Here is a 23,677-nt window from a genome sequence, read left to right as displayed (position 1 = left end):
CACCCGGAGATGGGCGCGGTCGCGGGTGACCGCGTAGATCGGCCGGTTCCAGCGGTAAATCGTGCCGTTGTGCAGCCCACCGGTGCTTGCCGAGGAGGAACGGCGAGTTCGCGCCGACCGCGACCTGTACCCCGGCGATGACCTGCGCGGCGTTCCAGTAGGCGGGGAACTGCGCGGGACTCACCTGCAGGTGGAACTGGGTGCTCGTGCACGCCGCCTCGGGCACGATCGTGTCGCAGGTGGCCCGCGGGCGTTCGACGCCGTCGATGGCGATGTGCGGGTCCTCGCCCCGTTCGGCCAGGATCTGGTCGTTGAGCAGCGCGTACCGCGGGTTCGGCGACAGTGAGGCGCCGGTCAGGTGGTCCTGCCGTCGCCGTTGAGCCGGCGGGGCGAGACGTTGATTTCGAGGTTCCACCGGCCCAGTTCGGTCTGGAAGTCCGGGTCGGCGATGGCAGCATGCGCGCGAACGCCTCCAGGCACTCGGCCGCGCTGGCATCCGCACACCCCCGGACAGCACGGTGTCCGTGCGGGTGGCCGTCGACGACGGGTGCGGAGGTATCCCGACGACGAGCTGTTCCGGCTTTTCGACGTCGCCTTCCGCGATACGGCGGCCCGCACCCCGGACCCCTCCGGCGCGACCGGCGCGGGGCTCGGGCTGGCGATCGCCGCCGGTTCGAGGTCCGCCTCCCGCTCGTGGCGTACTGACCGATCAGGCGAGTGACGGCGCGGCGCCGAAGGACGCGATCCCCTCGGCGAACGGGATCTTCGCGGTGGACCCCAGTCCTAGTCCGGCAGCTTGACGGACATGGCGTGGTGGAACACGTCCCGCGGGTCCCAGCGCGCCTTGACCTGCTGGAGCCTCCGGTAGTTGTCCTTGTAGTACAGGGTGTGCCAGGGGACTCCGGACCTGTTCCAGTCCGGATCGGTGGTGTCGATGTCCGGGTAGTTGATGTAGGAGCCGTCGTTCACGCTGTTCGGCACCGGCACACCTCCGGTGTCCTGGTACATCGCGCGGTACCAGCGCCGGATCCAGTCCAGGTTCGCCTGCTCGCCGTCCGGGTCGGTCCAGGTGACTGTGTAGATCGCCTTCATGATGCTGTCCCGCTGCGCCAGCGCGGTCGCGTCCGGCGCGACGGTGTTGACCCGGCCGCCGTAGGGCACCAGCAGCAGCACTGCCCGCTCGTTGTGGTGGTCCGTGCTCGTCAGATAACGATAGGCGGTGCCGATCTGCGCGTCCGTGAACCGCTTGCGCAGGTAGGCGGCTTTCGCCTTGAACATCCCGGATTCGTCGGCCTGGCTGAGCGAGCCGGCCTTCACCGCCGCCAGCCACGGCAGCCGGTGCGGCGGCTCCACCGTGGTCGTGCCCGGGACTCCCGCGGTGATCTCCTGGAGGTAGTCGCGCAGCAGCCGGTCCGCGTCGGGCAGGCTGCCGTCCATTGTGGTCACCATGACGAACCCACCCGGGTCGGCGCCGGTGTTGCGCCGGGTGATCAGCATCGGGCTGAAGAGGCTGGCGTAGGGGGAGCCGGGTGCGCTGTTGAGCTCGTGCCATTCGCCGTAGTTGCGCAGCAGCCGGTGGAACGACTCCTCGGTGGTGTCCTGCCAGCGCCACCCGATCGTCGCGCCGAGTGTCACGGCGGGTGGTTTCGGCAGCAGGCGGGTGGGATCGTCACCGGTCGCGCCGGGCGCGCGCATCCAGTACCGGGTGACGACGCCGAAGTTCCCGCCGCCGCCTCCGGTGTGCGCCCACCACAGGTCCCGGTTCTCGTCGTCCTGTTCGCGGGTCGCGACCACCGCGCGTGCCCGTCCGGACCGGTCCACCACGACGACTTCCACGGCGTACAGGTAGTCCACCACCGATCCGAGACTCCGGGACAGCGGGCCGTAACCGCCGCCCTGGATGTGGCCACCGGCGGCCACGCCGCCGCACTGGCCGCCGGGGATCGTGACCCCCCAGCCGAGGTAGAGCCGCTCGAACACCTCCCACAGGGTCGCGCCCGGCTCGATCAGGAACGCGTTGCGCTGCCGGTCGAACGTGACCTGCCGCATCGCGGACAGGTCGATGATCACCTCCGCGCCGTCGCCGACGAAGTTCTCGTAGCAGTGCCCGCCACTTCGCACGGTGATCCGTTTCCCCTCGCGCGTCGCGTTCGCCACCGCCCGCACGACCTGCTCGGTGGTGGTGGGCAGGCAGAAGGAACCGGGACGCGGGAAGAACCGCTCGCTCGTGCGGCGCAGCACGAGGTCTTCGTAGCGGGGGTCGCCCGGCCTGATCGTGACCGGCGCCTGGCTGAGCGGAACCGCCTCCGCCTTTCCCGGACCCACCAGTGCCGCACCTCCCAGTGCTGCCGTGCCGGCGAGGAATCCACGACGTGTTGGCATTTCCGTTCTCCCCACTGTTTTCCGGTGTGCCGCGGGGAACGTTAGGACCGGCCGGCCCGGTGACACCACAGGTACGGACCAACCGTCCGGCAACCCTCAGCGAACCGTCAGGTTCGCGGCAGTCAGGCGGAACGTGGTGTGATGGGGGACGTGGACAGAATCCTGGTGGTGGACGACGACCCGGGCCTGCGGGAGCTGCTGTTGTCCGCGCTGCGGTTCGCGGGCTTCGAGGTCGAGGCGGCCGGTGACGTGCCGGCCGCGCTGGCCGCGATCGAGGCGCACGCACCGGACGCGATCGTGCTGGACGTGATGCTGCCCGGCACGGACGGGTTCGACCTGCTGCAGCTGTTGCGCGCGCGAGGCGTCGACGTGCCGGTGATGTTCCTGACCGCGCGCGACGAGCTGGACGACCGGGTGCGCGGGCTGCGCATGGGTGGCGACGACTACCTCACGAAGCCGTTCGACGTGGCGGAGGTCGCCGCGCGGCTGGAGGCGCTGCTGCGGCGGGCCCGTCGCGTGCCCTCCGCGGCGCCGGTGGGTGTGTTGGCGTGCGGCGACCTGGTGGTGGACGAACCGAGGCACGTGGTGACCAGGGGCGGGCGCCCGGTCGAGCTGTCGCCCACCGAGTTCCGGCTGCTGCGGTACCTGATGCTCAACTCCGGGCGGGTGGTGTCCAAGGCGCAGATCCTGGACCACGTCTGGCAGTACGACTTCGGCGGCGACGCGGGCGTGGTCGAGCGGTTCGTCTCCAACCTGCGCCGCAAGATCGACTTCGGCGGTCCGTCGCTGATCCGCACCGTGCGGGGCTTCGGGTACCGCCTGTGTCCGGAGCAGCGGTGAACTGGCGTTCGCGGTGGCGGCCCGCCCTCGTCGCGCTGGTCGCCGGCCCCCGTGCCGCCGTGCTCAGCGCCAGGCTGCAGAAGGCGTACGACGCCCAGCAGCGGGCCCAGGACCGGCTGCGCAGTTTCGTCGCGGACGCCGGACACGAACTGCGCACGCCGCTGGCGGCCCTGCACGGCTGGATCGACCTGTACGCCCAGGGCGGTCTGCGCGACCGCGAGCAGCTGGACCACGCCATGGCGCGGATGCAGGCCGAGGTGGGCCGGATGCGGCTGCTCGTCGACGAGCTGGCGCTGCTGGCCCGGCTCGACGCGGCCCAGCCGCTGGACCGCGCGCCGGTGGACGTGGTCACGCTGGCCGGCGAGGTGGTGGACGATGCCAGGATCGTCAGCGCCGACCGGAAGATCACTCTGGACGGGGCGGCGGAAGCGGTCGTCGAGGGTGACGGTCCCCGTATCCAGCAGGTGCTGCGCAACCTCGTCGGCAACGCGGTGCAGCACACCCGGCCCGGCACGCCGGTCACCGTCACGGTCAGCTCCCGCGAGCGGGACGTGGTGATCGCGGTGCGGGACGAGGGCGAGGGAATCGCGCCGGAGCACCTGCAGCACGTGTTCGAGCGCTTCTACCGAGCCGACGCGAGCCGCGGCCGCGACGGCGGCGGCTCGTCGGGACTGGGCCTGGCCATCGTCGAGGGAATCGTGACCGCCCACGGCGGCACGGTGGACGTGACCTCGACGCTGGGGGAGGGCACCACGGTCCGGGTCACCTTCCCCGTGGGCAGCTCCGCGTGAGTTCCCGCGGCATCGGGGACGGTGGCATTCGGTCGGCGCTCGACTGGTGGGAATCGGGTGGCCGGCCCGGTCCGGACAAGGGGGTGAACCATTGGTCGGGTCTGGTGCAGACGCTATTGACGGAGTTCAGGGCCGAGCTGAACCGGTCGCTGTCCGCTGACCGGCGGTTCCTGGCGGGGGCCGAGTTGGACTGGTACCTCCGCAACCTGGACGGAATCCTCACGTACACGGAAGCGCACCGGCTCGCCGACCCCTTCGAGGTGCTCGTCAGGCGGGTCGCCCTGTCCGGGACGCTCGGCGGCTTCGGCATCGTGCCTGCGCCTGAGTCACCGTTCGGCGCGGACCGGCTGTTCCGGCTGATTTCGGCGGAGATCACCGACGAACGCCTCACCAAGGCGAAGCGGCTGGGGCCGGTGTGGTGCAATGTGGATCGCGTCACGGTGAGCCGATTGTTGCGGCTGAAGCATCTCTTCACGCTGGCCGCCATGGTGCAACCACGGTTGACAAACGACAGTGACGTGGAAAAAGTGGACAGCTGGCGTCCGGTGTACGAACTATTGCCGGTGGCCGGAAGTGAGAATGTCATGCCGGACCACCGATCGGCCTGCCCACCCCGGTCGGGGCCAAGCGAAGAAACGTGTGGCTCCGCGAGCAGGATGGTTTCGACAACTTGGTCAGGTGCGTCCCATGACCGGAGGGTGGGCATGGCTCATCAAGTAAGGCTTTACTGTGCGCTCGGGGAAAATGACGCTGCCGGAGGGCTTGACGCCTTGGTGGCAGCGGCTCGCGAGCAGGGGTCCGACCTTCGCCCGGGTGAACGTGAGTCTGGCGGTTCCTGGGTGTCGGCCATACTCGACCGGGCTGGCGAGCCCGTCGGTGCCAGCGGCTGCCACATCGAGATCCACGCGCAGTCCCCCTTGGCCTCGGCGATGATCGCCGAGGTGGCCGAAGCAGAACCATCCGGCCGAATCAGGTCGGCCAACGCGGTGGTGACTCTCACTTTGACCGGCTCCGACGTGGACTGGTCAGTGGTTCGAGCCGTGTGGAAAGCTGCCAAGTCGCTCTGGAACGCAGTCCCTTACGATGATGGCTCGGGCTTCGACATCGACTTGGATGAATTGTGAATTCCACCTGATACTGAGTCGCCTACTGTCGAGTGAAAGAGCGGCGGTGTCCGGCGATACGGTGGACGGGCCGATGGCGAGCAACGTGTCCGATCTCAAGACGGGAGGTACGGGACGGCCGTGGGGCAACCAGGTGACGTTCCACACGAGCGCCGCAGCGACGATGCTGGGTACTTTTGCGAGATTGCCGAGTACATGGTTGCCGAGTTCGGTACTTCCAGAGAAGAAGCTGTCGGGCGCGTCAATTATGAGTGGCAATTGGGATATCCATGGTCCCAATTTCGATGACCTGCTTGGTCAGGAAGAACCGGCCTATTGGGCGCACAACATCTACTACGGCCACGATTCACACCTGGTGGATGACAATCTTCCACCTACGCGCCGTGCGGACGCTCCGGGCGGGCGTCGTGCGGATGTTCCGAACCCGCGGCGAGGGATGCCGAATGGCGCCGTCGTGCGAGGCGGGACCAAAGCCGGGAAAGCGCTGAAATACGGGCGGGCTGCAGGGGCGGCCGTTGCGACCGGAGGCCGCGCCGGATCGGCGGCTGCGGCCGCAGCGGATGCCGCAGCCGTCCGCGCCGCGGCCGAGGCCGCCCGCCAGGCCACGGTGCGAGCCCGTGCACTGACTCCCGCGGCGCGGCCACCTCTCTCGCCGCCGCTGTCACCCAAGCGGGAGAGCCGGCCTCGTGGTCGCCATAACCAGCCCGTCATCAACCTGAAGGTGCTCGACTCAGCCAAGCGCGCACAGGGCCGAGCGGCAGCCGAGGTCGGCCAGGGTCAGTCCCGGACAACTTCATCGATCTCTACCGCGGGACGCGGACGACCATTGTGCGCGGAGTATCCGATCCGACGGCACCGATCCCGGCAGGGGCTCGCCAAACCGGCCTTCTGTCGCGGCTTCTACACTGTACGTGATCCGGAGCAAGCACCGGCGCAAGCTTTGAGAGGTCCTGAGAAAAAGACGTGGAATTGCCCAAGTCGCGCATTTCAGGCTCTCTGCATCAGAATGGAGTCCTGGTGTATGCGGCTTTCGTGGAGGCGGATGTGCCTGGCGGAACTTACGCCAATTGCCGTATCGGTATTGAACGGGCTTACTCTATGATGCAACGATGCCCTTGGCGTAGCATTCGTCGATGGCGTAGCCGAACTTGACCGTGGAGCCTGTGGAGCGTTGCTTGATGCCCTTGGCGCGGAACTGGGTGAGGATCTTCTCGGCCTTGCGCCATGTGGCGTCGTCGGAGCCCTTGATCGTCTCGCGGAGGTAAGAACGGCTGCGGGTGACTTGGTCGATGCCGGCGTAGAGCACCACTCGAAGGCTGTCGCCGCGCTGCTCGATGCGACTGCACCGTTGGCTTCAGAGCGTGTACGAGCCCTCACACTACGATACTTGCACCATGGGCCGCACCCTGTGATCAACTACGGTTGATCGTCTGAAGTTGTTTTCGCTGGTCAGGACCGGTGGGCCGGACGGGGCTCGAACCTGCGGCCAAGGAATTATGAGTCATTCGTCCGACGAGGCGCAGGGCGACTACCTGCGGCGATAGTGGCTGTAAGTGCAGTGATGGGTGCGGAGGAGGAGGTATTGCACTGTGGTTCGCACCCAAACTCGCACCCAAGGCACTCGACTGAGGTCTGGCCCACAATGCGCCGACTGTCAGGTCGGCTCCGATGTAGGTTGTGGGTCGAGGGCATGGTTCGCGCAGCATGGCGAACAGGACGTCGCATGTCGCCGCTGAGGCGGAGAAGATCGCGCCTCGGATCCGTTAGCAGAGCTTGCCCGCGTTCGGGGCGGCGCAATTTGACACGCGGAGGCGCATGTCAGTGCAGCGGTAGCTCTCCGTCGGAACCCTTCCTCCGCGTCCGTTGCCTTGGTGCGCGGTCGTACTTGCGTTCGCTTGCCGGCGTGGTGACATCGCTGGGGGTTGGGCGTCCTATGGGGAGGACGCCGATGACCATGAGCCTTGGTGTTTCGGTGGGGCTGCGCGTGACGGGAGTGATCCAGACGCTGTCGTCGAGGCTGGTGTACCCGGCCGTGTGGGGGCCATGGTCTCCGACGATGAGGATGCCGAAGGGCGGACCAGTAGCGGTGTAGTTCGTGGCCTGCGGCAGATAGTCACGTTCCACCGCAATCCGGGTGGCTTTGCTGGATCGCCGCTTGATCTCCGCGACAAAGCGGTTCCCCGGCTGCGGGGTGTAAGTGATATCGGTACGTCCGCTGGCTATGTCGATGACCTCACGTTGGATGGTTCCAGGGGTGAGTGCGATAGAGAGATGCTGGTGGAGATCGTCCTGAATGGTCTCCTCGGGCCACAGCCGAGGCTTGCCGTCCTCATCAGGTGGGCAAGGACCCAGGTACCTGGTGATGGTGCCGTACAGATCTGCTTGAGCGTCGAATCTCACGTGCAAAAAGCGCAGCACTTGATCGAGCAGTGCAGTGAAGTGGGTGGAGACCGGAGGCGCCCATTCCGGGCTGTGCGACAGCTGCTCCAGCAGCGAGCTGACCAGGCGGTCGTAGCGGGGGTTGCCCGTCCGGGCAAATCCATGCTGGTGCTGTTGCAGGGTGCCCTCGACTGCGTCGAGGAAAGAGGGGGCGAGGTCGTCGAGCAGGGCGGGGCCGTTGTCAGCGAACAGCACCGCGAGGGCGGGGCGGTTCGCCACGGCTTTTCCCAGGCGTTCCTGCTTTCCGGTTGTGGTGGCGGCGACGCGTCGGTGGACGGCGTCACGCAGGGCTGTTGCGTCGGGGTGGTCGACGAAGCGGGGGTCGTGGGCTAGGGCTTGCTCCAGGTGGTGGAGCAAGCCCGCGCGCTTGGCGAAGCTGGCTTCGACGGTGGGGTAGACAAGTGAGCCGAGCTCGTCTGCATGGGCGGGGGTATACCCTGACGGCCCGGCTGGCGAGGTAGACGTCCATGAGTTCCTCCAGCGCCGCCGCCGCGTCGTACCAGCTCGGCTGGACGAGGTGCTGCGCGGCGGCCTGGAGAGTGATGATCAGCCCAGCCCAAGCGGCCAGGGCTTGGCCACGGGCGGTCAGCCACGGCATGTCGTGGTGACCGGAGTTCCAGGCGTGGAGAGTCGCGACGCTGCTCTCAAGGAGTTCGACGGCTTTCTGAAGCCGGTTGACAGCAGCAGCGGCGTCCTCTTCCGCCAAGTCGTTGAAAGCGAGTATGCCTTCGACGGATGCGGCGAAGGCACGGGCGTCGAAGCGTGCCTCATAGTGCTTGGCCACGAAATTGAACCGCATGAATGCACGCTCCAAATCTCGTCTGGCTGCGGCCCCGTCGTGTTGGGCGAGGGCGATGTGCACGTGCGCCAGGCCGAGCTCGAAGATCGCGTCCGCGCGTGTGGCGGGACCCAGGCGTCGGTTGTCGGCCAGTAGAGCAAGGACGTCCAGCAAGTCAGCGTCGCCGAAATGATCGTGTGCCAGGCCGATGACGACGGGCAACCGCTCTAGTGCTTCCGGCGGCTCGTTCCCGGTCACCTCGCTCAGCAGGCTGAGCAGTCGATGCTGCGGAATGTGTTTCGACAGCGCCAAGCGCAGGAGGCCTGTCAGGGACGGGTGGGCGAGCTCGACGCGGCTCTCGTCGCGCAACGCGGTCTCGGCGTGGTTGTAGAAGACCCGTGCGGCGTCGCGGGCCAAGCGATCCAGCAACAGGTTGTGTTCGCAGAGGACATCGATCGCGTCGGTGAGTACCCACCCGCTGTCGGGGTCGCGCATCCCTGCGCTGATGGCCTGAAGCAACTCGGACGCTTGGCCGCCGCCCAGGTCAGACAGGCCACTCGCGACAGCCTGCATCACATACGGCAACTGGGGACCGCGGCACACGACCTCGGCGTCAGCCAGCACGGACTCGACGCCACGTAGGTCGTCCAGGGTGGGGCCTGCTTCCAGTTGCGCCTCGGTCGCTGCCGTCGCCCATTCCTGCAGCGCCTGCTCGGTGTCCGTCGTCAAAAGTCCCTCCCGTCCCTGCTCGATATGCCAACGCTTCGACGTCACCAGCAAACGTAGAGGAGATCACTCAGAACAGGTGCGTACCCTCAGCTGTGATGACGTGGTCTTCCGGCAGCAGCCCGTCGACGAACTCGGGATGGGCGGTCGTGAAGACGACCTGCAAGGTTGGCAGCTCCTGCGTGATCTTCTGCAGCTCGCTGATCAAGCTTCGGGCGGCGGCCTTGTTGAGCTCTTCGGCCGCGATGGAGTCGATAATCAGCAGGCCGGGGTGGGAGGTCACTCCACGCACCTTTCCGATCCGCAGTAGAGCGATGACGGTCGCGATGCGCATACGTAGCCGGTCGCCCCGGGAGAGGTCCTTATACGCGTGCGGCTCCCCGTCCTTCACCGCGTTGACATGGGCTGCGCGATCGAGTTTGACCGAGTCCAGGTTCTGGACGCCAAACCGTTTGCAGAGCGCAATGATCTCGGCGTCCATCTCCGGCAGCAACGTTCTGGAAGCCCTGTTTACGACCTTCAACAGCTGCTTACGCGTCGCGGCCAACACCGAGGTGACTGACGTGCCGGCGCCAGGCTGTGATTCCTCAGATGGCGCTGTTGCGCTCAAGCGGCCGCGGAGCTCTGCGGCTTTGATCTCCAAAGTCTGCAACTGGGCTACCGGGTGCTCGCCGGCCATTGCATCGTCCAAGGCGCGGCGGGCAGCCTCATGCTCGTCACGACGCAACTCGGCCTCCGCCTGCTGTTTCTGGTGCTGGCTGGTGATCTCGCCCTCAGCGGCCGTGGCGCTGGAGATCACTTGGTCGAGCTCGGCCAGGATCGCTTCCGCAAGCTCGGGTTCGACTTGCGGCAATGGACGTGTGCACACGGCGCAGTCGGAATTGGACCGCTCCTGCGACCGGCGTTCGGCTGTTAGCGGCTCCTCGCACCGCGGGCAGCAGGTCGGATCCAAGCGGCCCAGCACCCGGCGCGCCTGCCATGTCTCGGTGGCGTCGAGCTTGGCCTGCTCGGCGCGCAAGCGCGCGTCGCGCGCCTCGTGGAATACTATGTCGGTCCGCTCGAGGCTCTCTCTGGCCTCGCGCAGGGCACGAGCGGCGCGGTCCAGATCGCGCAACAGGCCGGAGACCCTCGGCGCATCGCTGGAACGAAGATCCGCGATATCCGATTCGACCTGCTCCAGCTCCTCTTACCAGACCGCTCGCTCCGAGGCGCGGGCTGCCGCGTCGCCTTCAGCTCGCCGCTTCTGCTGCTTCGCTGTCCGCGCCTCCCGCTTCTCCGCCACTGCCACCTCGGCCAGCGTCGAGCTGTACGGCAGATCGACAAACAGCTCCATGAGCTTGCCTGGAAGACCGGGCGCGTTCACATCCCCGAGCAGCAACTGATCGCCGCCGTGGTTGAGGTAGCAGGCACCGAAGTAGGCGGCCCAACCATGGACCGACGGGGCTCCATCACCATCGGCGCCGCCGCTGCTCGACCACAACTGAGTGCGCTGCATCCGCAGCGTGTCGAGCATGAACTGGCCGATCATCTGCTCGACCTCTCCCAGCCCAACCGCCTCGGCCAGCAGACGCAGCTGCTCGTCAGGGGAATTGAGCAGCTCGTCCTCGCTGTCTGCCGTGCGGATGGTGGCGTGGACCCGCCGTTCCCAGCCGCTGCTGGCGTCGATCGAGATTCGTACAGGTCGGCCGGCCACGACTGAGTCGAGGAGCAGGTGCCGCACCCAGGAGCGGACATCCTTGGGCAGGTCACGCGAGGCGCCCCGCATGGGTAGCACGAGGAACTCCAACAAGCTGGTTTTGCCCGCGCTGTTCTCCGGGTGCACGATCGCCCACACGCCGCTGTCGAACCGTCGATCCACGGTGAACGCCTGGCCGGACTTTTTCTCGCCGACAACGACTAGGCGCACCAACCTTAAGCGCCGGTCCGACACGACCGGCGTATGCACGCCGATGTTAACCGTGGCCAAGGCAGTCTCTACGGCATCGCGGGAGATCTCGAGATCTTCGGCGACCTCTGCCAGAAGGTCCGCTGCACTGACCGTGAGGGTGTCGTACGTCGGGGTACTCATGAGAGGTCATCTCCAGCGCAGAGGGACGAGGTGTTCGGGGCGGGGGTGACGCGCTCACGGAGCTGGGACAAACGTGCCCGTGCTTTATCGGTAATCGGTGTGATGTGGGAGTTCCAGGGCGTGTCGGCGTAGTCCCGAACCAGGTACTGGCGGCGCTTGAGCTGCTCGCCACCCAGTCCGTCTGACAACTGCACCACCAGCTGAGTGCGCTTGCGGTACCACTCCACGGCGGGTGCCTCATTCAACATCGTGGCGGCGACCTCCTGCCCCCTCGCGGTGAGCCAGTAGCGGTGCTCTGCCACCCTCTCGCGGTTGACCAGCTGCGACTTGCGGACGAGCCCTTTCTCGACCAACGGCGCCAGAACGTCATCTAGGGGTTCGAACGCGCCGAATCGATGTCGAAGCATCGGAAGGCGTCGCAAGTCCGGTTCCTCTGAGTCAAGGATTTCGCCAGCCAGAACCAGTAGGTAAGGTTCGTCGGGCGCCTTCTCGTATTCGTTCATCAGCTCATTCGCCAGGTAGTCCGGGTACCGGACCCAAAAGTCCAGTTTCTGGAGCCGCAGCTGGCCACGCACGACCGCTATGGCCCCGCCCGGCACCTCCCCATCCTCACCAGAGGGAGCATGACTGGCTGCGGTGATGAGCAGCAGTAGCCGCACCGCGCTCTGCCATCGCGAAGCCTTCCGTACGCCGTCCGCCATCCTTCCCCCGTATCCATCGACCTCGCGACATCTTCGAGGGCCTGTCTCAGGTCCCCCCGCTCGATAGATCGACTCAGCCACTCGTAACGTTTCATGCGGGGTTCGTCCTGAGCTTGCGAGGTCGTCCCTGAGGAGTGGATGCATCTTTCAACTGCGCTGGGTCGCCCTCAGCGGTTGCTTCTGTCCGAGAACATGCCCTGCATCCCCGAACACGCCTCATCCCCTGCTTCGACCTGTGCCTCAGTTCCGCCCCACGCAAGTGGCTGGACAGCATCGGGCCGGCACCCGCGGCCGACTTACCAGCACGCAGACGACCGTGGCTCGGCGGGTTGCGACGCTCGACAAGCGCCTATGTTGCATCGCCGACACGCGCAGGCAACTTCCGCTGCGAGCCACAAGCGTGAGCATCCGAGTCAGATCACGCTCGCGCTCCTCGCGTGATCCTTTCGAGCTTCTACTTACGGGAAGAGCAACACGCGAAGATCGACAAAATCCGTCAAAATTGACTAATCTAACGAAACCCGACTTTGACGATCCCTTGGTGCGCCACTGTAGATCAAGAGTTGTTGCCGGGAGAAGCCCGCCTAGATGCCGGTTTTGTCTTTAAATGAAGCGGACAAAACCAACAAAACAGATCCTCTCTTTCGTCCATTTGGGGTCGTTGACAACATGTCATCGGCTGGTTATTCTACGAATAGTGACCTAAATGGCAGGCACTACTGGGGGCATGATGAATAATCCACATGCGCCGCGCTGTACTGTGTTGCGCGGATTTCCAAGTGTTGATTAATCAACTGAATACAGGATTGCTGTGTGCTCTGCGCGTATTATCGCATAACCTTTTTTTGTTGCGTGCGAGGAATTAGTTCACTCGTTGCAACTTCCACTGCATCAGAGGGGCTGCGCAATGCTCAATAGTCACGACGAGTGGTCTCCGCTCAAAGAGATCATCGTTGGGTCCGCTGAGAACTACACCTCGCATGACCGGGAACTATCCTTTGACTTGTTCTTCCATGACAACCTGTTTCGTTCAGACTGGGCCTATCCCAGGCTCCACAAGGCTGACCCCGGCAGCGCTGACGACCGGACGTGGGCCATCAAACAGCGGTACGTGGAGGAACTCAACGAGGACGTAGAAGGTCTGGCGGACACTTTGTCCTCACTCGGTGTCACCGTGCACAGGCCGATCAAGTTGGCCAAAAATGCACCCCCGGTCGGTGGGTTTGGCTGGGATGCCCCGCCGGTGCCCCCGCTCAACATCAGAGACAACACGTTGATTCTGGGTAACGAGATCATTGAGACCCCTCCCGCGATCCGGTCTCGCTACCTTGAGACCCGGCTACTTGCACCGCTCTTCCGGAAATACTACGAGGCCGGCGCGACCTGGACGACCATGCCGCGGCCGCTGCTCACCGACAACTCGTTCGACCTGTCATACGCGCGTAGCACGGAGACCACGCTTGGTGGCCCCACCGAGCCGATTGACGACCCGGAGCCTTCGCCCTACGACGTCGGGTTCGAAATGATGCTAGACGGCGCCCAGTGCCTTCGGCTTGGGCAGGACCTCGTGGTGAACATCGCCAACGAGAACCACCGGTTGGCGTGCGACTGGTTGGAACGCCACCTCAGTGGCCGCTACCGGATTCACCGCGCCTACCGCATGAGCGACAACCACATCGACAGCATGGTGCTGGCGCTGCGGCCGGGGATGTTTCTGGCCCGGCATAAGCAAATCGCGGACTTTCTGCCAGCGCCGTTCAACAAGTGGAAGCTCATCGTGCCGCCGCAACCGAGTCCGAAGAACTTCCCGTCGTACGACGACGGCGACCTTGTTCTCACCAGTCCATATATCGACCTAAACGTGCTGTCAGTTAACCCGGACACGGTGTTGGTGAACGAAGCCTGTGTCGAACTGATCCGCACTCTGGAACACGCGGGATTCACCGTGGTGCCGGTCCGGCATCGACACCGGCGGCTTTTCGGCGGCGGATTCCACTGCTTCACGCTTGACACCGTGCGCGACAGCGAGTTGCAGGACTACCGCTGATCAAGTCTGCACTCGCACATCGATTTGTCGCTGAGATCGAGAAAGGAGGTTGTCATGTGGGATGAGCTGAACGACGTCGAGCACGACACGTAAGTGGCCGGGCGGGGGCGGTGGTGAAGTCCTCGCGCCCCCGCCCACCTCCAGTCGAAGGAGCGCTCAGGATATGAGAATTCTTGTGGGGAACCACATCGACGGGTCGATCAGACAGCGCAAGGACATGCGGTCGTGGACGCAGAGAATTTTGTGGTTCGCGCGGGCCGGTGACCTTGTCGTCCTGCCTGACTACCCGGACGCGGAATTCCTCGCCTACGTCACGACGCTGACCGGCGTAGATTCGGCGACTCTACGCGTGCACGTACCGCCATCGGGCCCGTCCGGGCATCACCTGCTGGATCTTGGCAGGTTGGAGGACCCGGAGTTCGTTCGACGGGTCGCAGTCGATCTCGATGAGGTGACTGAGGTATTTCCATTGTGGCCGTCGGCGCAGGTGGCTCGCTTTGCGCGGGCATTGGGCGTGCACAAGTGGCTTCCTGGCTATGACTTCCTCTATCAGGGGGGCGGCGAGCTGGTGAACAGCAAGGCAAACTTCCGCGCACTTGCCGCCGCCGCTGGTGTGCCGATCGCTGCTGGTGAGGTTGTGCGCAATGTCGAGGAAGCAGCCGCAGCCATGACCCGACTGCTTGCCGACGCCGACGCGGTCGTCGTGAAGCAGGCGCACAACGGTGCAGGTTCTGGCAACGAGGTCGTCAGCTATGGCGATATTGAGAGCGCGCACGCTGGCACCAAGCACCAGCACCGCTTGGCGACCGGGACGGACGGTGTCCAAGAGTACTGGCGGCAACGCTGGGCCTGGGCGTCCGCAGGCGGTCGGTTCCCCGTGGTGGTCGAGGAGTTCCGGAAGCAGGGCCGGACGATCTTCGCCGAGTACGCCCTCGACGACGACGGCGTGAGGTTCACCGAAAGCGGCGCGCTGCACTACGTCAATCATTGGCTGAGCCATCAGACCGTACCGCTGCGCGGGCTACCGGACCAGGTATACGACCGATTACTAGTGGGCGCCGGTCAACTCGCCGAGACCTACCGCGCGGTGGGCTACCGAGGCTACATGAGCCCAGACGCGGTGCTGGACGAGCGCGGCGAGGTGATCTTCACCGAGGTCAATTCCCAGGTTTCGGGTTCGGCTCACCTCTGGGACGTCCTTGCGCACCGTGTGGTCGATGTCCAGGAGGAGCCTCAGCGGTCGGTCGTCGAGTACCACTGGCCGAAGCGGTGGCGAGTCACCTCGCCCAGCGAATTTCTCGCGGTCGCAGACGAACTCGGCTGCTTGTACGACCCGCGCACTCGAACCGGGATCATCCTGTCGACACCGTTCGACACTCTGCGCGGGCTGGTATTCGCGCTGGCCTACGACCGTGAGGAGTGGCGCGATGAGGTCCACCATGCGCTGGACAAAAGGTTGACCCGCGGGGCAGCCCGGTGATTGGGATTCAGAACGTTCTGACGCTGCTACTGATCGCTGTGCTGATCGGCGACGGCTACCGTCGCCGGGGTACTGGGTTCTTTCGCTGGCCGATGTTCTCCAACCACTGCGCCGTGGTCGCGGACCTTACCGTGGCGACGGCTGAAGGACGGCGTGAGACGGTGAAGATGTTTCACCATCTGCCTGCACACGCGCCTTGGTTGCCGCCGCGCGACTTCGACGTGTTGGTTGAATACCTGGGTCAGTCCGGCAGGGTCGAGGGCAGCGGCGCTTTCTACGGGAACAGCAAGGTATACGAACTCGAGATTGTGGACTCCCGTGTGGATATTCGAAGCACTCGTGCGCAACTTTGACTTCACAACCAGCGAATGGCGAATCCAGGTCTTCCGTGTACTATTCGGTTTGGGTTGCCTCGACAAGTTCTTCGAGACGTTTCGGCATGAGGGCTGGAAACGTTTCGCCCCGGGGACGTTCAACCGTTACTACCTGGAGCGCAAACAAGGGGTCGTCGGTAGGTGGGTTGCTGAAACATACCAGCTGTCGTCTGTCGTGCGGGTGCTGCCCGCGTTTGTGATTGTTCTCGGTTTCTGGACCCGTGTGTGCATCGTCATCGTGATCGCCTCGTTCGTACTGGAGCTGTTGTACGACCCGCCGCGCAAGACGCCTGTCTTCTTCATCCTCAACGGGATCTACCTGATGCTTGCTGGCGACAGTGGAATGCTGTTTCACTTCAGCGCTGCACAGACGACCGCCAACACCTGGGCCCAGTGCTTGATCGCCCTTACGACCATCCATCTCTACTGGAACTCGGCATGGATCAAACTGCGCTCGCCCCAGTTCCGTTCCGGACGTGCACTGGCGCAGGTGGTACACGTCGCGGAGCGAACGAAGGATATGGTCAAGTTCCGGGAGTACTGCCTTCCGGCGTGGGCGTGGCGGCCGTTCGCCGGCGCGAGCGAGGTCGATGTCGCCCGCTGGAGGGTAGCTGCGATAGTCACGATCGCAATGGAGATCACGGTGCCAATCGGGCTCCTGTTCCGTCCGACATACCTCGTGTTCGTCGTGCTGGGCGTCGGCATGCACGTAATCTTCACGTTCCTCAAACCGCGCGGTCTAGTGCCCTTCTCTCTGCTCACGTCCGCGAGCTACTTAGCGTTCCTGCCGTGACTCTCATCCGGCACGAGCGGCGACCGCTCGACCCTGGCACAGCATTGGCCCGGGTGATCGCAGACGAACTCGCGCGCGGCGGAATGAGCGAGGCGGTAGTTGCCCCCGGGTCGCGGTCAGCCGCGTTGGCGATCGCCCTCGACCGCCAGCCCGGCATCCGAGTGCACGTCCGCATCGACGAGCGCTCCGCCGGGTTCCTGGCGCTCGGTATGGCCAAGGTATCCGGCGTGCCCGTCGCAGTCGTCTGCACGTCAGGCACTGCCGTGGCGAACCTGCATCCGGCGGTGCTCGAGGCGGCGTACTCGGGCGTGCCGCTGATGGTGCTGAGCGCCGACCGGCCGCCGGAGCTGCGCGGGACCGGAGTGAACCAGACCGTGGATCAGGGCAAGCTCTTTGGTGAGGCGGTCGGTTTCTACGCCGAGTTGGCCGTCCCGGACATGCGAATCGGTATGGTCGCCTACTGGCGCTCGGTCGTTTCACGCGGGCTCGCCGTCGCCGCACAGGGACATCCGGCGCACCTCAACATCCCGTTCCGGGTGCCGGTGGCAGTCGAGCAGGGCGACGACTGGATCGAACCGCTCGATGGCCGCACCGGCGGGGCTCCGTGGACCGTGGTTGGACCTACCGCGGCCGTTGAGGTTCCGGTGCCGGAGCTCGACGACCCGCCCGAACGGGGGCTGCTTGTCGTCGGTGACAGTGCGCCGGACGTGCCCGCAGCGGTAGCGTTCGCCGAGGCCGTCGGCTGGCCAGTCCTATCGGAGCCGACCGGCAACGCGCGAAACAGCCCGAATGCGGTGACAACCTACGCCCACCTGCTGGCCGTGCAGGAGCTAGCGGCCGAGCTCAAGCCCGAGTTCATCGTCACCGTCGGCCGAGTGGGGTTGGTGCGGCAGTTGCTCGCGCTGTACCCGACGGTGCCGAATCTGGTGGTGTCCGCCGCTTCCCGGTGGCCTGACCCAACGCGCACGGCTCTGCGCGTGACGCCCTCACTGCCTGCGCCTCCTCATCCGCCACGGGCCTCGGCGTGGCTGGAGACCTGGTTGAAGGCCGAGACGGTGGCCCGGCGCGCCCTCGACCAGGCACTCGACCGGGACGAGCTGACAGAGCTGCGACTGGCTCGCGACCTGGTCGCTCTGGCAGGCCCCGATGCCCTCCTATTCACCGGGTCGAGTCTGCCAATCCGACATCTCGACGCGGCAGGCGGACCCGGCCCACGGATCGTGGGTAACCGGGGGGTGAGCGGCATTGACGGGTGCGTGTCCACGGCGGTGGGCATGGCGCTGGCGCACCAGGCGCGCGGTGGCGGGCGGGTCTTCGCGCTGCTTGGCGACCTTACCCTGGTCCATGATCAGAACGGCTTGGTCATCGGCCCCGACGAAGCACGCCCGGATCTCACCGTAGTGGTGGTGAACAACGGAGGTGGAGGGATCTTCGCGACAATGTCCTACGCCCGGGTGCCCGCCTCGGACCGGCTCTTCGGCGCGGTGCATACCGTCGACTTTGCGCACATGGCGGCGATGTCCGGCTGGCGGCACCAGCGGGTAAGCCGGGCCGCTGAGCTCGCGGATGCGCTGACCGGAAGGTCGACTCGACTGGTCGAGGTGGTTACCGACCGTACCGCCACTGCCGCCCACCTGCACTCGGTGCGCGCTGCGGTCGCGGCCGCGCTCACCTGCTAGGTGTTCCCCTTGCGCAAAAGGACAGCCTTCATCGACCTCAGCCCGCTGCGAAGCAATCGTGCCTTTGCTCGGTTGTGGGTCGGCAGTTCTGTCTCCGCTGTCGGAGGCCAGCTGAGCTCGTATGCGGTGCTGTTGCAGAGCTGGGACTTGACACACTCGCCTGCCGCCGTGGGCGGGACCGGTTTAGCAATCGGCGTGCCGCGGATCCTATCCGCGTTTTTCGGCGGCGCGCTGGCCGACTGCGCAAACCGGCGGCGGCTTGTGCTTGTCAGTGGACTTGGGCTAATCGCCGGCTCGTTCGCGCTGACTGTGCAATCCGCAGTCCACTGGAGCAGCATTTGGCTCATATACCTGATCTCTGCGGTCAAGGCGGTACTGTCCTCTGTCTCCGGCCCGGCTCGCGCCACCTTCATCCCATCGCTGCTCACTGCGGACCAAGTGCCAGCCGGGGTCGCGCTGAACCAGGTCGCTAGCCAGTGGTCGGTGTTCGCTGGCCCCACAATGGCCGGCTGGCTCACTGCCTGGTTCGGGTTGACCACCTGCTACGCGCTCGACACCTTGAGCTACATCGCATCGCTGTACGGCGTGTTCCGGCTGCCCACGCTGACGGCGGTAGAGAAGAAACGGCCGGGATTCACGCTGATGGTGGACGGCGTCCGCCACATCACGGGCAAACCGGTTCTCGTCGGCTGCTTGTTGGCGGACCTCTGCGGGATGGTGCTGGCTTACCCTAATGCCTTGCTGCCAGAGCTCAACGAAGACCGCTTCGGCGGGGACCCGGCCACACTCGCATACCTGATCTCCACGATGGCATTGGGCGGTTTTCTATCCAGCCTGATCTCTGGTTGGGCAACCCGGTTCGATCGGACCGGATTGCTGATGTTGCTCACGGTCATGGTGTGGGGTTGCGCGCTGGCTGCCGCCGGGCTCCTCAGCTCTTTGTGGACGGTGCTGGCGTTGCTGCTCATGGCCGGGGCAGCGGACACGGTCACCGTGCTATGCAAGGGAATTATCGTGCAGCTTTCCTCGGGACGCGAGTACCTGGGCCGAGTGAACGCGGCGGCCCAGTCGATCGGCGTCGCCGGCCCAGCTCTGGGAAACTTTCGCGCCGGAATCACCGGTTCAGTATTCGGTGCCGAGGCCGCAGTTGTGCTCGGCGGGGTGCTATCGCTTTGCGGCGGTCTGTGCTTGCTCATTGGCGTCCCGTCGGTCCGCCGCTTTTCGAGGACGGGGGCGTCGCCAGCCCACCAGGAGGATGTGGCCATATGACTAAGGCCGTGAGTTCGCCGCACCGACTGGCGGTGCTCGCCCCGATCAGCGTGGATAGCCAGGAGGTAATCGCCGTCGCAGCGGCATCGGATCACTGCGTCTTCACCGTTTCCCATAGAGCGAGCGCGCACGTGTTGCCGTCGGTGGTTGAGGACGACCTTGTCGTGGATTTCTCCGCCCCGGACGTCGAAGACCAGATCAAGGAGTTCGCTTGGCGTCGAGGGATCACGGGCATCCTTACTGCTCGGGACTTCCTGACTCCGCTGGTGGCGCGACTATGCACCGACCTCGGGTTGCCGAGTAACGACGTCGATCTGGCCGCGGGAGCGCGCAGCAAGATCGCTATGGCCGAGCAGTTCGCCCGATTCAGGGTTGCCGCCCCGCAGACCTTTGTCGTCGACCGGGAGGCAGAGATCGTCGACCTGGTCCAAAGCGGACAGCTGAACCTGCCCATGGTGGTGAAACCAGCAGAGAACGCTGGCTCAGTGGGCGTCACCGTGGTCGGTTCGCTTGATGAGCTGCCCGCAGCTGTCGATCGCGTACGAAACCAGGATGGCGCCTATGATCTTACGTTGGACCAGCGAATAGTGGTTCAGGAGTACATCGAGGGCAACGAATTTAGTGTTGAGTCCGTAACTGCTGACGGGCACACCCGGCACATTTGCGTGACCCGTAAGGCCACCACCTCCTGCGGCTTTCGAATAGAGATCGGGCACAGTGTGCCGGCCCACCTCGATGAGCCGCTCCGCAAGGGCATCCTCGCCGCGACCGACCGCGCCATTCAGGCTGTAGGAATCCGCAATAGTGTATCGCACACCGAAGTGAAGGTCCGGCCTGACGGCCAGTGCGTCGTAGTGGAGATCGCAGCGCGGATGGGGGGTGGCCGCATCAGCGTACTAATCGAACGTGCGCTCGGGGTGAGCATCCCGCGGCTGGCCATCACGGCCGCACTGGGTAACCCGGCCGACGCCACGCCACCTCGGAAGGGCTGTGCCGTCGTCCGGCACTTGCTCTCCCCAGCCGAAGGTGTCCTGGTGGCGTTGCGGAACCTCCCTGAGATCGACGACGAAGTCCCTGTCGTGTCAATCAGCAAGAAGCCCGGCGACAGGGTGCGCTGCCCGCAGAGCAACAAAGCGCGAATCGGGCACTTCGTCGTCATCGGCACGGACGAGACTGCCACATGTGAACGAGCCGATGCGTTACTGGATGCGATCGAGATCGCTGTCGCGCGCTAGGCTGTGTCAGGTATGCGTGCTATCCCGCAGGATCCCGAAATCAGAGAAGCCAGAGGAGCCGTGCAAGGATGGAGCTTCACTCGATTGAACGGCCACCGGACGCGTTCCAGCAGCCGGTCTCGCCGGAGATAATCGCCGAGATGAGCAGGCGCGCGTTCGGCACACATGGCGAAGTGCGGTCGGTGCGTGAACTCGGGGGTGGGCTCTATAACACGACCTACTCGGTGGAGGTGATCGAGTTGGGTGCGGTCATCCTGCGCGTGGCGCCGGAACCCGCTCGCCAGACACGCTTTGAACGATTCCTGATGCGCAACGAATACGCCGCCCTGCCGTACTTCGCACCTATCTCGACGATGATGCCTCGCACCTTGTTTGCCGATTGGACGGGTGAGTTGAGTGGGCGCGACTACATCTGGCAGACGCGTCTGGATGGGGTGCCTGGGCTCGATGGGTTGAAGAGATATCCGCGTTCCGCCTGGCAGGCCTTCTATCGGCAGCTTGGCACACTTACTGCCCGGATTCATGAGGTTCGCGGCGAGCGATTCGGCCCTGTCTCCGGGCCAGGTTTTGCTACTTGGAGCGAGGCGGTCCTCGCGAACTTCGAGGACATTGTCGCCGATCTTATGGACGTCGGTCTGGACGCTGCCGACGTGCAGCGGGTCATGACCTCCGTTTGGACTGGTAGGGAAGTGCTCGACGATATTAAGGAACCTCGCCTGCTGCACGGCGACCTGTGGACGTCCAACGTCATGCTGGCAGCGGACACGCCGGAACCCACCATTGTTGGTGTGCTGGACCACGACCGCGCATCGTGGGGTGATCCCGCGGCCGACTGGGGACTCTCGCTGGTCACCAAAAAGCCACCGGAGGCGCAGGACGCATTCTGGACGGCTTACGGTCGGGTTGATGCGACGTCGGAGGCACGCTGGCGGGCGACGGTTTACCAGGCTCTGCACGTAGGCGCTGCTCGGCTGGAGCGACACCGAATGGGCCGGTTTGCGAAGATCCCTGCGAGCTACGACGACATGCGTGAACTGCTCGCTCTACTATGAGTACTGCCATTGTCGTTGGGGCTGGCCCAAATGGCCTGGCCGCCGCTGTCACACTCGCTCAGGCTGGGGTGACAGTCACCGTGCTGGAAGCCGCCGACGAGATCGGCGGCGGCACCCGGTCGGGCGAGGTGATCCTGCCCGGGCTTTGTCATGACCATTGCTCAGCGTTCCACCCCGTGGCTGCGGGCTCGCCGTTTATCCTGGCCGCCGGATTGACCCGGTACGGCCTTGAATGGCGGTGGCCGGAGATCGACTGTGCCCATCCGTTGGACGACGGCACCGCGGCCACCCTGTATCGCGGTATTGACCGGACCGCCGCCGGGCTCGGGAACGACGGAGGGCGCTGGCGGCTGCTTTTCGGCCGCCCTGCCGAGGGGTTCGACGAGTTGGCCGCCGACATCACCGGTCCGCTGCTGCGGCTGCCTCGACACCCCATCCAACTGGCCCGATTCGGCATACCCGCCGCGCTGCCGGGTAGCGTTTTGGCACGTTTGTTCACCACTAAAGCCGCCCGCGCGCTGTTCGGCGGCGTTGCGGCGCACATGTTCCGGCCACTGCACCTGCCTTTCTCTGCTGCTGTCGGTATGGGCATCATCACTGCGGGGCATCGGCATGGCTGGCCGGTCGCGGCCGGGGGCTCCCGGGCCATCACCGATGCGATGGCAGCGCTGCTGCAGGAACTCGGCGGTATCATCGAGACCGGCGTTCCGGTGCTGCGCTTCGCGGACCTGCCAACCGCTGACGTGACCCTGTTCGACCTCGCACCCTCCGCAGTGGCAGACATCCTCATCGGCCGGCAACCCTCCCGCCTCGAGCAAGCGTACCGGCGGTTCCGGCACGCACCGGGGACGTTCAAGGTCGACTTCGCGGTCCAGGGCGGTGTGCCGTGGCGGGCACGAGAAGCCCGCCGAGCTGGCACGGTACATCTGGGTGGCTGCTTCGCGGAAATCGCGGCCACCGAACGGATAGTTTCCGCCGGTCGCATGCCCGATCGTCCGTTTGTTCTGGTTGGTCAGCAGTACCTCGCTGACCCGGCGCGCTCGACACATGATGTCCACCCTGTGTGGACATATGCGCACGTCCCAGCTGGTTACGAGGGCGACGCCACTCCACTCATCATGGCCCAGATCGAGCGATTCGCTCCCGGCTTCCGGGAGCGCGTGATTGGTCTCGCAGTTCGCAGCACCACCGAGATGTCGAGGTACAACCGCAATTACGTGGGCGGGGACATCATCGGGGGACGCAAGGATGTGCGGCAGTTGGTGCTGGGGCCGGGCGCTGGCTGGCACCCTTACGAGACCGGCGTACGCGGGATGTACCTTTGCTCAGCGTCCACTCCGCCGGGACCGGGGGCACACGGAATGTGCGGTTTTCATGCCGCTCAGGCCGCGTTGCGGCAACTTGTTGTTCCCTCAGCGCTCTGGGGATGAAGGTGGGGCTGTCAGCGCGGAGAGGCACTGAGCTGGCAACTGTTCGCCGAACTGATCGACAGGCACACATCCCACTAAGGTTCTGCGGCGGGCGCGCTGGGGCCGAGGGACAGCTGAAACTCTTGGATCCGGCGAATTTGGCGGATTGAGCCGATGCTCTCCGCCAGGAGAGTGGCTTTTTCTAAGTGCCGAGCAGCCTCCTCGAGTTCGTCCTCATAAAACAGGCCGATGCTGAGGTCGACGCGCAGGCCCGCTTCGGCTCGGACGAACCTCAGGTCCAACCTGTCGAGGGCGGAAGTCAGAACCTCGACTGCCTCGGGGGGTCTGCCCAGACTTCGGTTGACACCGGGGCTGACTGTTTTCAGGCCGCTGTTGCGGGCGTGTAGATGGTCTCAAACTCGGCTGGGGTGAGCTTGCCCAGGGCGCGTTGGCGGCGTTTGCGGTGGTACTTCGTCTCGATCCAGGACAC

20 protein-coding genes are annotated in these 23,677 nt (G+C 65.2%); 12 read left to right on the top strand and 8 right to left on the bottom strand.

The features are described from left to right. Together D0D15_RS29835 and D0D15_RS29825 are read right to left on the bottom strand one after the other, a co-directional pair. Positions 1–415, bottom strand: a 415-nt coding sequence (locus D0D15_RS29835) for a glutamate-cysteine ligase family protein (RefSeq protein ID WP_476726866.1), incomplete at its 3' end; no start/stop codon positions are given. Between the two features lie 368 nt (positions 416–783). Next, a complete protein-coding gene (locus tag D0D15_RS29825) occupies positions 784–2,382 on the bottom strand; it encodes an FAD-binding oxidoreductase (RefSeq protein ID WP_094005032.1) in 1,599 nt (532 codons plus the stop codon). 141 nt (positions 2,383–2,523) lie between these two features. Between D0D15_RS29825 and D0D15_RS29820 the strand changes: the two genes are divergently transcribed. The 3 genes from D0D15_RS29820 to D0D15_RS29810 are packed head-to-tail and all read left to right on the top strand — an operon-like array spanning position 2,524 to position 5,137. Beyond that, entirely contained in the window at positions 2,524–3,222 is a 699-nt protein-coding gene (locus D0D15_RS29820; protein ID WP_094005031.1) for a response regulator transcription factor, read from the top strand. Then, positions 3,219–4,013, top strand: coding sequence for a sensor histidine kinase (locus D0D15_RS29815; protein WP_094005030.1), 795 nt, complete (start codon positions 3,219–3,221; stop codon positions 4,011–4,013). The genes D0D15_RS29820 and D0D15_RS29815 overlap by 4 nt, the downstream gene beginning before the upstream one ends. Then, the gene (locus D0D15_RS29810; RefSeq protein ID WP_143266181.1) at positions 4,010–5,137 is read left to right on the top strand and encodes a hypothetical protein; all 1,128 of its coding nucleotides are present in this window, start codon (positions 4,010–4,012) and stop codon (positions 5,135–5,137) included. The genes D0D15_RS29815 and D0D15_RS29810 overlap by 4 nt, the downstream gene beginning before the upstream one ends. 1,096 nt (positions 5,138–6,233) lie before the next feature. Here D0D15_RS29810 and D0D15_RS29805 read toward each other — a convergent pair. The 6 genes from D0D15_RS29805 to D0D15_RS29780 all read right to left on the bottom strand — a co-directional run bounded on the left by D0D15_RS29805 (position 6,234) and on the right by D0D15_RS29780 (position 11,807). Continuing rightward, positions 6,234–6,446 carry a hypothetical protein gene (locus D0D15_RS29805; RefSeq protein ID WP_094005028.1) on the bottom strand — a complete coding sequence of 71 codons (213 nt, stop codon included), beginning with the start codon at positions 6,444–6,446 and terminating at the stop codon, positions 6,234–6,236. A gap of 509 nt (positions 6,447–6,955) precedes the next feature. Continuing rightward, positions 6,956–7,795 (bottom strand): hypothetical protein, encoded by an 840-nt coding sequence (locus tag D0D15_RS29800; RefSeq protein ID WP_094005027.1) that lies wholly within the window; start codon positions 7,793–7,795, stop codon positions 6,956–6,958. Between the two features lie 61 nt (positions 7,796–7,856). Next, on the bottom strand, positions 7,857–9,128 hold the full coding sequence (locus D0D15_RS29795; RefSeq protein WP_115944926.1) for a hypothetical protein: 1,272 nt from the start codon (positions 9,126–9,128) through the stop codon (positions 7,857–7,859). A gap of 22 nt (positions 9,129–9,150) precedes the next feature. After that, positions 9,151–10,194 carry a hypothetical protein gene (locus D0D15_RS29790; RefSeq protein ID WP_094005025.1) on the bottom strand — a complete coding sequence of 348 codons (1,044 nt, stop codon included), beginning with the start codon at positions 10,192–10,194 and terminating at the stop codon, positions 9,151–9,153. Between the two features lie 72 nt (positions 10,195–10,266). Further along, complete coding sequence (locus D0D15_RS29785; protein WP_094005024.1) at positions 10,267–11,148, bottom strand: hypothetical protein; 882 nt, start codon at positions 11,146–11,148, stop codon at positions 10,267–10,269. Continuing rightward, on the bottom strand, positions 11,145–11,807 hold the full coding sequence (locus tag D0D15_RS29780; RefSeq protein WP_198958192.1) for a hypothetical protein: 663 nt from the start codon (positions 11,805–11,807) through the stop codon (positions 11,145–11,147). The genes D0D15_RS29785 and D0D15_RS29780 overlap by 4 nt, the downstream gene beginning before the upstream one ends. A 949-nt stretch (positions 11,808–12,756) precedes the next feature. Here D0D15_RS29780 and D0D15_RS29775 point away from each other — a divergent pair. The 9 genes from D0D15_RS29775 to D0D15_RS29735 all read left to right on the top strand — a co-directional run bounded on the left by D0D15_RS29775 (position 12,757) and on the right by D0D15_RS29735 (position 23,208). Then, a complete protein-coding gene (locus tag D0D15_RS29775) occupies positions 12,757–13,896 on the top strand; it encodes a glycine amidinotransferase (protein ID WP_094005023.1) in 1,140 nt (379 codons plus the stop codon). A 163-nt stretch (positions 13,897–14,059) separates the two neighbouring features. Beyond that, positions 14,060–15,376, top strand: coding sequence for a preATP grasp domain-containing protein (locus D0D15_RS29770; protein WP_094005022.1), 1,317 nt, complete (start codon positions 14,060–14,062; stop codon positions 15,374–15,376). After that, on the top strand, positions 15,373–15,729 hold the full coding sequence (locus D0D15_RS29765; protein WP_094005021.1) for a hypothetical protein: 357 nt from the start codon (positions 15,373–15,375) through the stop codon (positions 15,727–15,729). Before D0D15_RS29770 ends, D0D15_RS29765 begins: the two co-directional genes overlap by 4 nt. Then, positions 15,716–16,543 (top strand): hypothetical protein, encoded by an 828-nt coding sequence (locus D0D15_RS29760; RefSeq protein ID WP_094005020.1) that lies wholly within the window; start codon positions 15,716–15,718, stop codon positions 16,541–16,543. Before D0D15_RS29765 ends, D0D15_RS29760 begins: the two co-directional genes overlap by 14 nt. Next, the gene (gene menD / locus D0D15_RS29755) at positions 16,540–18,222 is read left to right on the top strand and encodes a 2-succinyl-5-enolpyruvyl-6-hydroxy-3-cyclohexene-1-carboxylic-acid synthase (RefSeq protein ID WP_198958191.1); all 1,683 of its coding nucleotides are present in this window, start codon (positions 16,540–16,542) and stop codon (positions 18,220–18,222) included. Before D0D15_RS29760 ends, menD begins: the two co-directional genes overlap by 4 nt. Positions 18,223–18,231: 9 nt before the next feature. Further along, positions 18,232–19,491, top strand: a complete 1,260-nt coding sequence (locus D0D15_RS29750) for an MFS transporter (RefSeq protein ID WP_158224416.1) — start codon at positions 18,232–18,234, stop codon at positions 19,489–19,491. Then, positions 19,488–20,726, top strand: coding sequence for an ATP-grasp domain-containing protein (locus D0D15_RS29745; protein ID WP_094005017.1), 1,239 nt, complete (start codon positions 19,488–19,490; stop codon positions 20,724–20,726). Before D0D15_RS29750 ends, D0D15_RS29745 begins: the two co-directional genes overlap by 4 nt. Positions 20,727–20,794: 68 nt before the next feature. Then, positions 20,795–21,778 carry a phosphotransferase family protein gene (locus tag D0D15_RS29740; protein WP_094005016.1) on the top strand — a complete coding sequence of 328 codons (984 nt, stop codon included), beginning with the start codon at positions 20,795–20,797 and terminating at the stop codon, positions 21,776–21,778. Beyond that, positions 21,775–23,208, top strand: coding sequence for a phytoene desaturase family protein (locus tag D0D15_RS29735; protein ID WP_094005015.1), 1,434 nt, complete (start codon positions 21,775–21,777; stop codon positions 23,206–23,208). The genes D0D15_RS29740 and D0D15_RS29735 overlap by 4 nt, the downstream gene beginning before the upstream one ends. Positions 23,209–23,677: the final 469 nt, after the last annotated feature.

Source organism: Amycolatopsis thermalba (assembly GCF_003385215.1).
GTDB lineage: Bacteria > Actinomycetota > Actinomycetes > Mycobacteriales > Pseudonocardiaceae > Amycolatopsis_E > Amycolatopsis_E thermalba.
The sequence above is the reverse complement of the archived record's forward strand: the minus strand, read 5'-3'. Positions and strand labels throughout refer to the sequence as shown.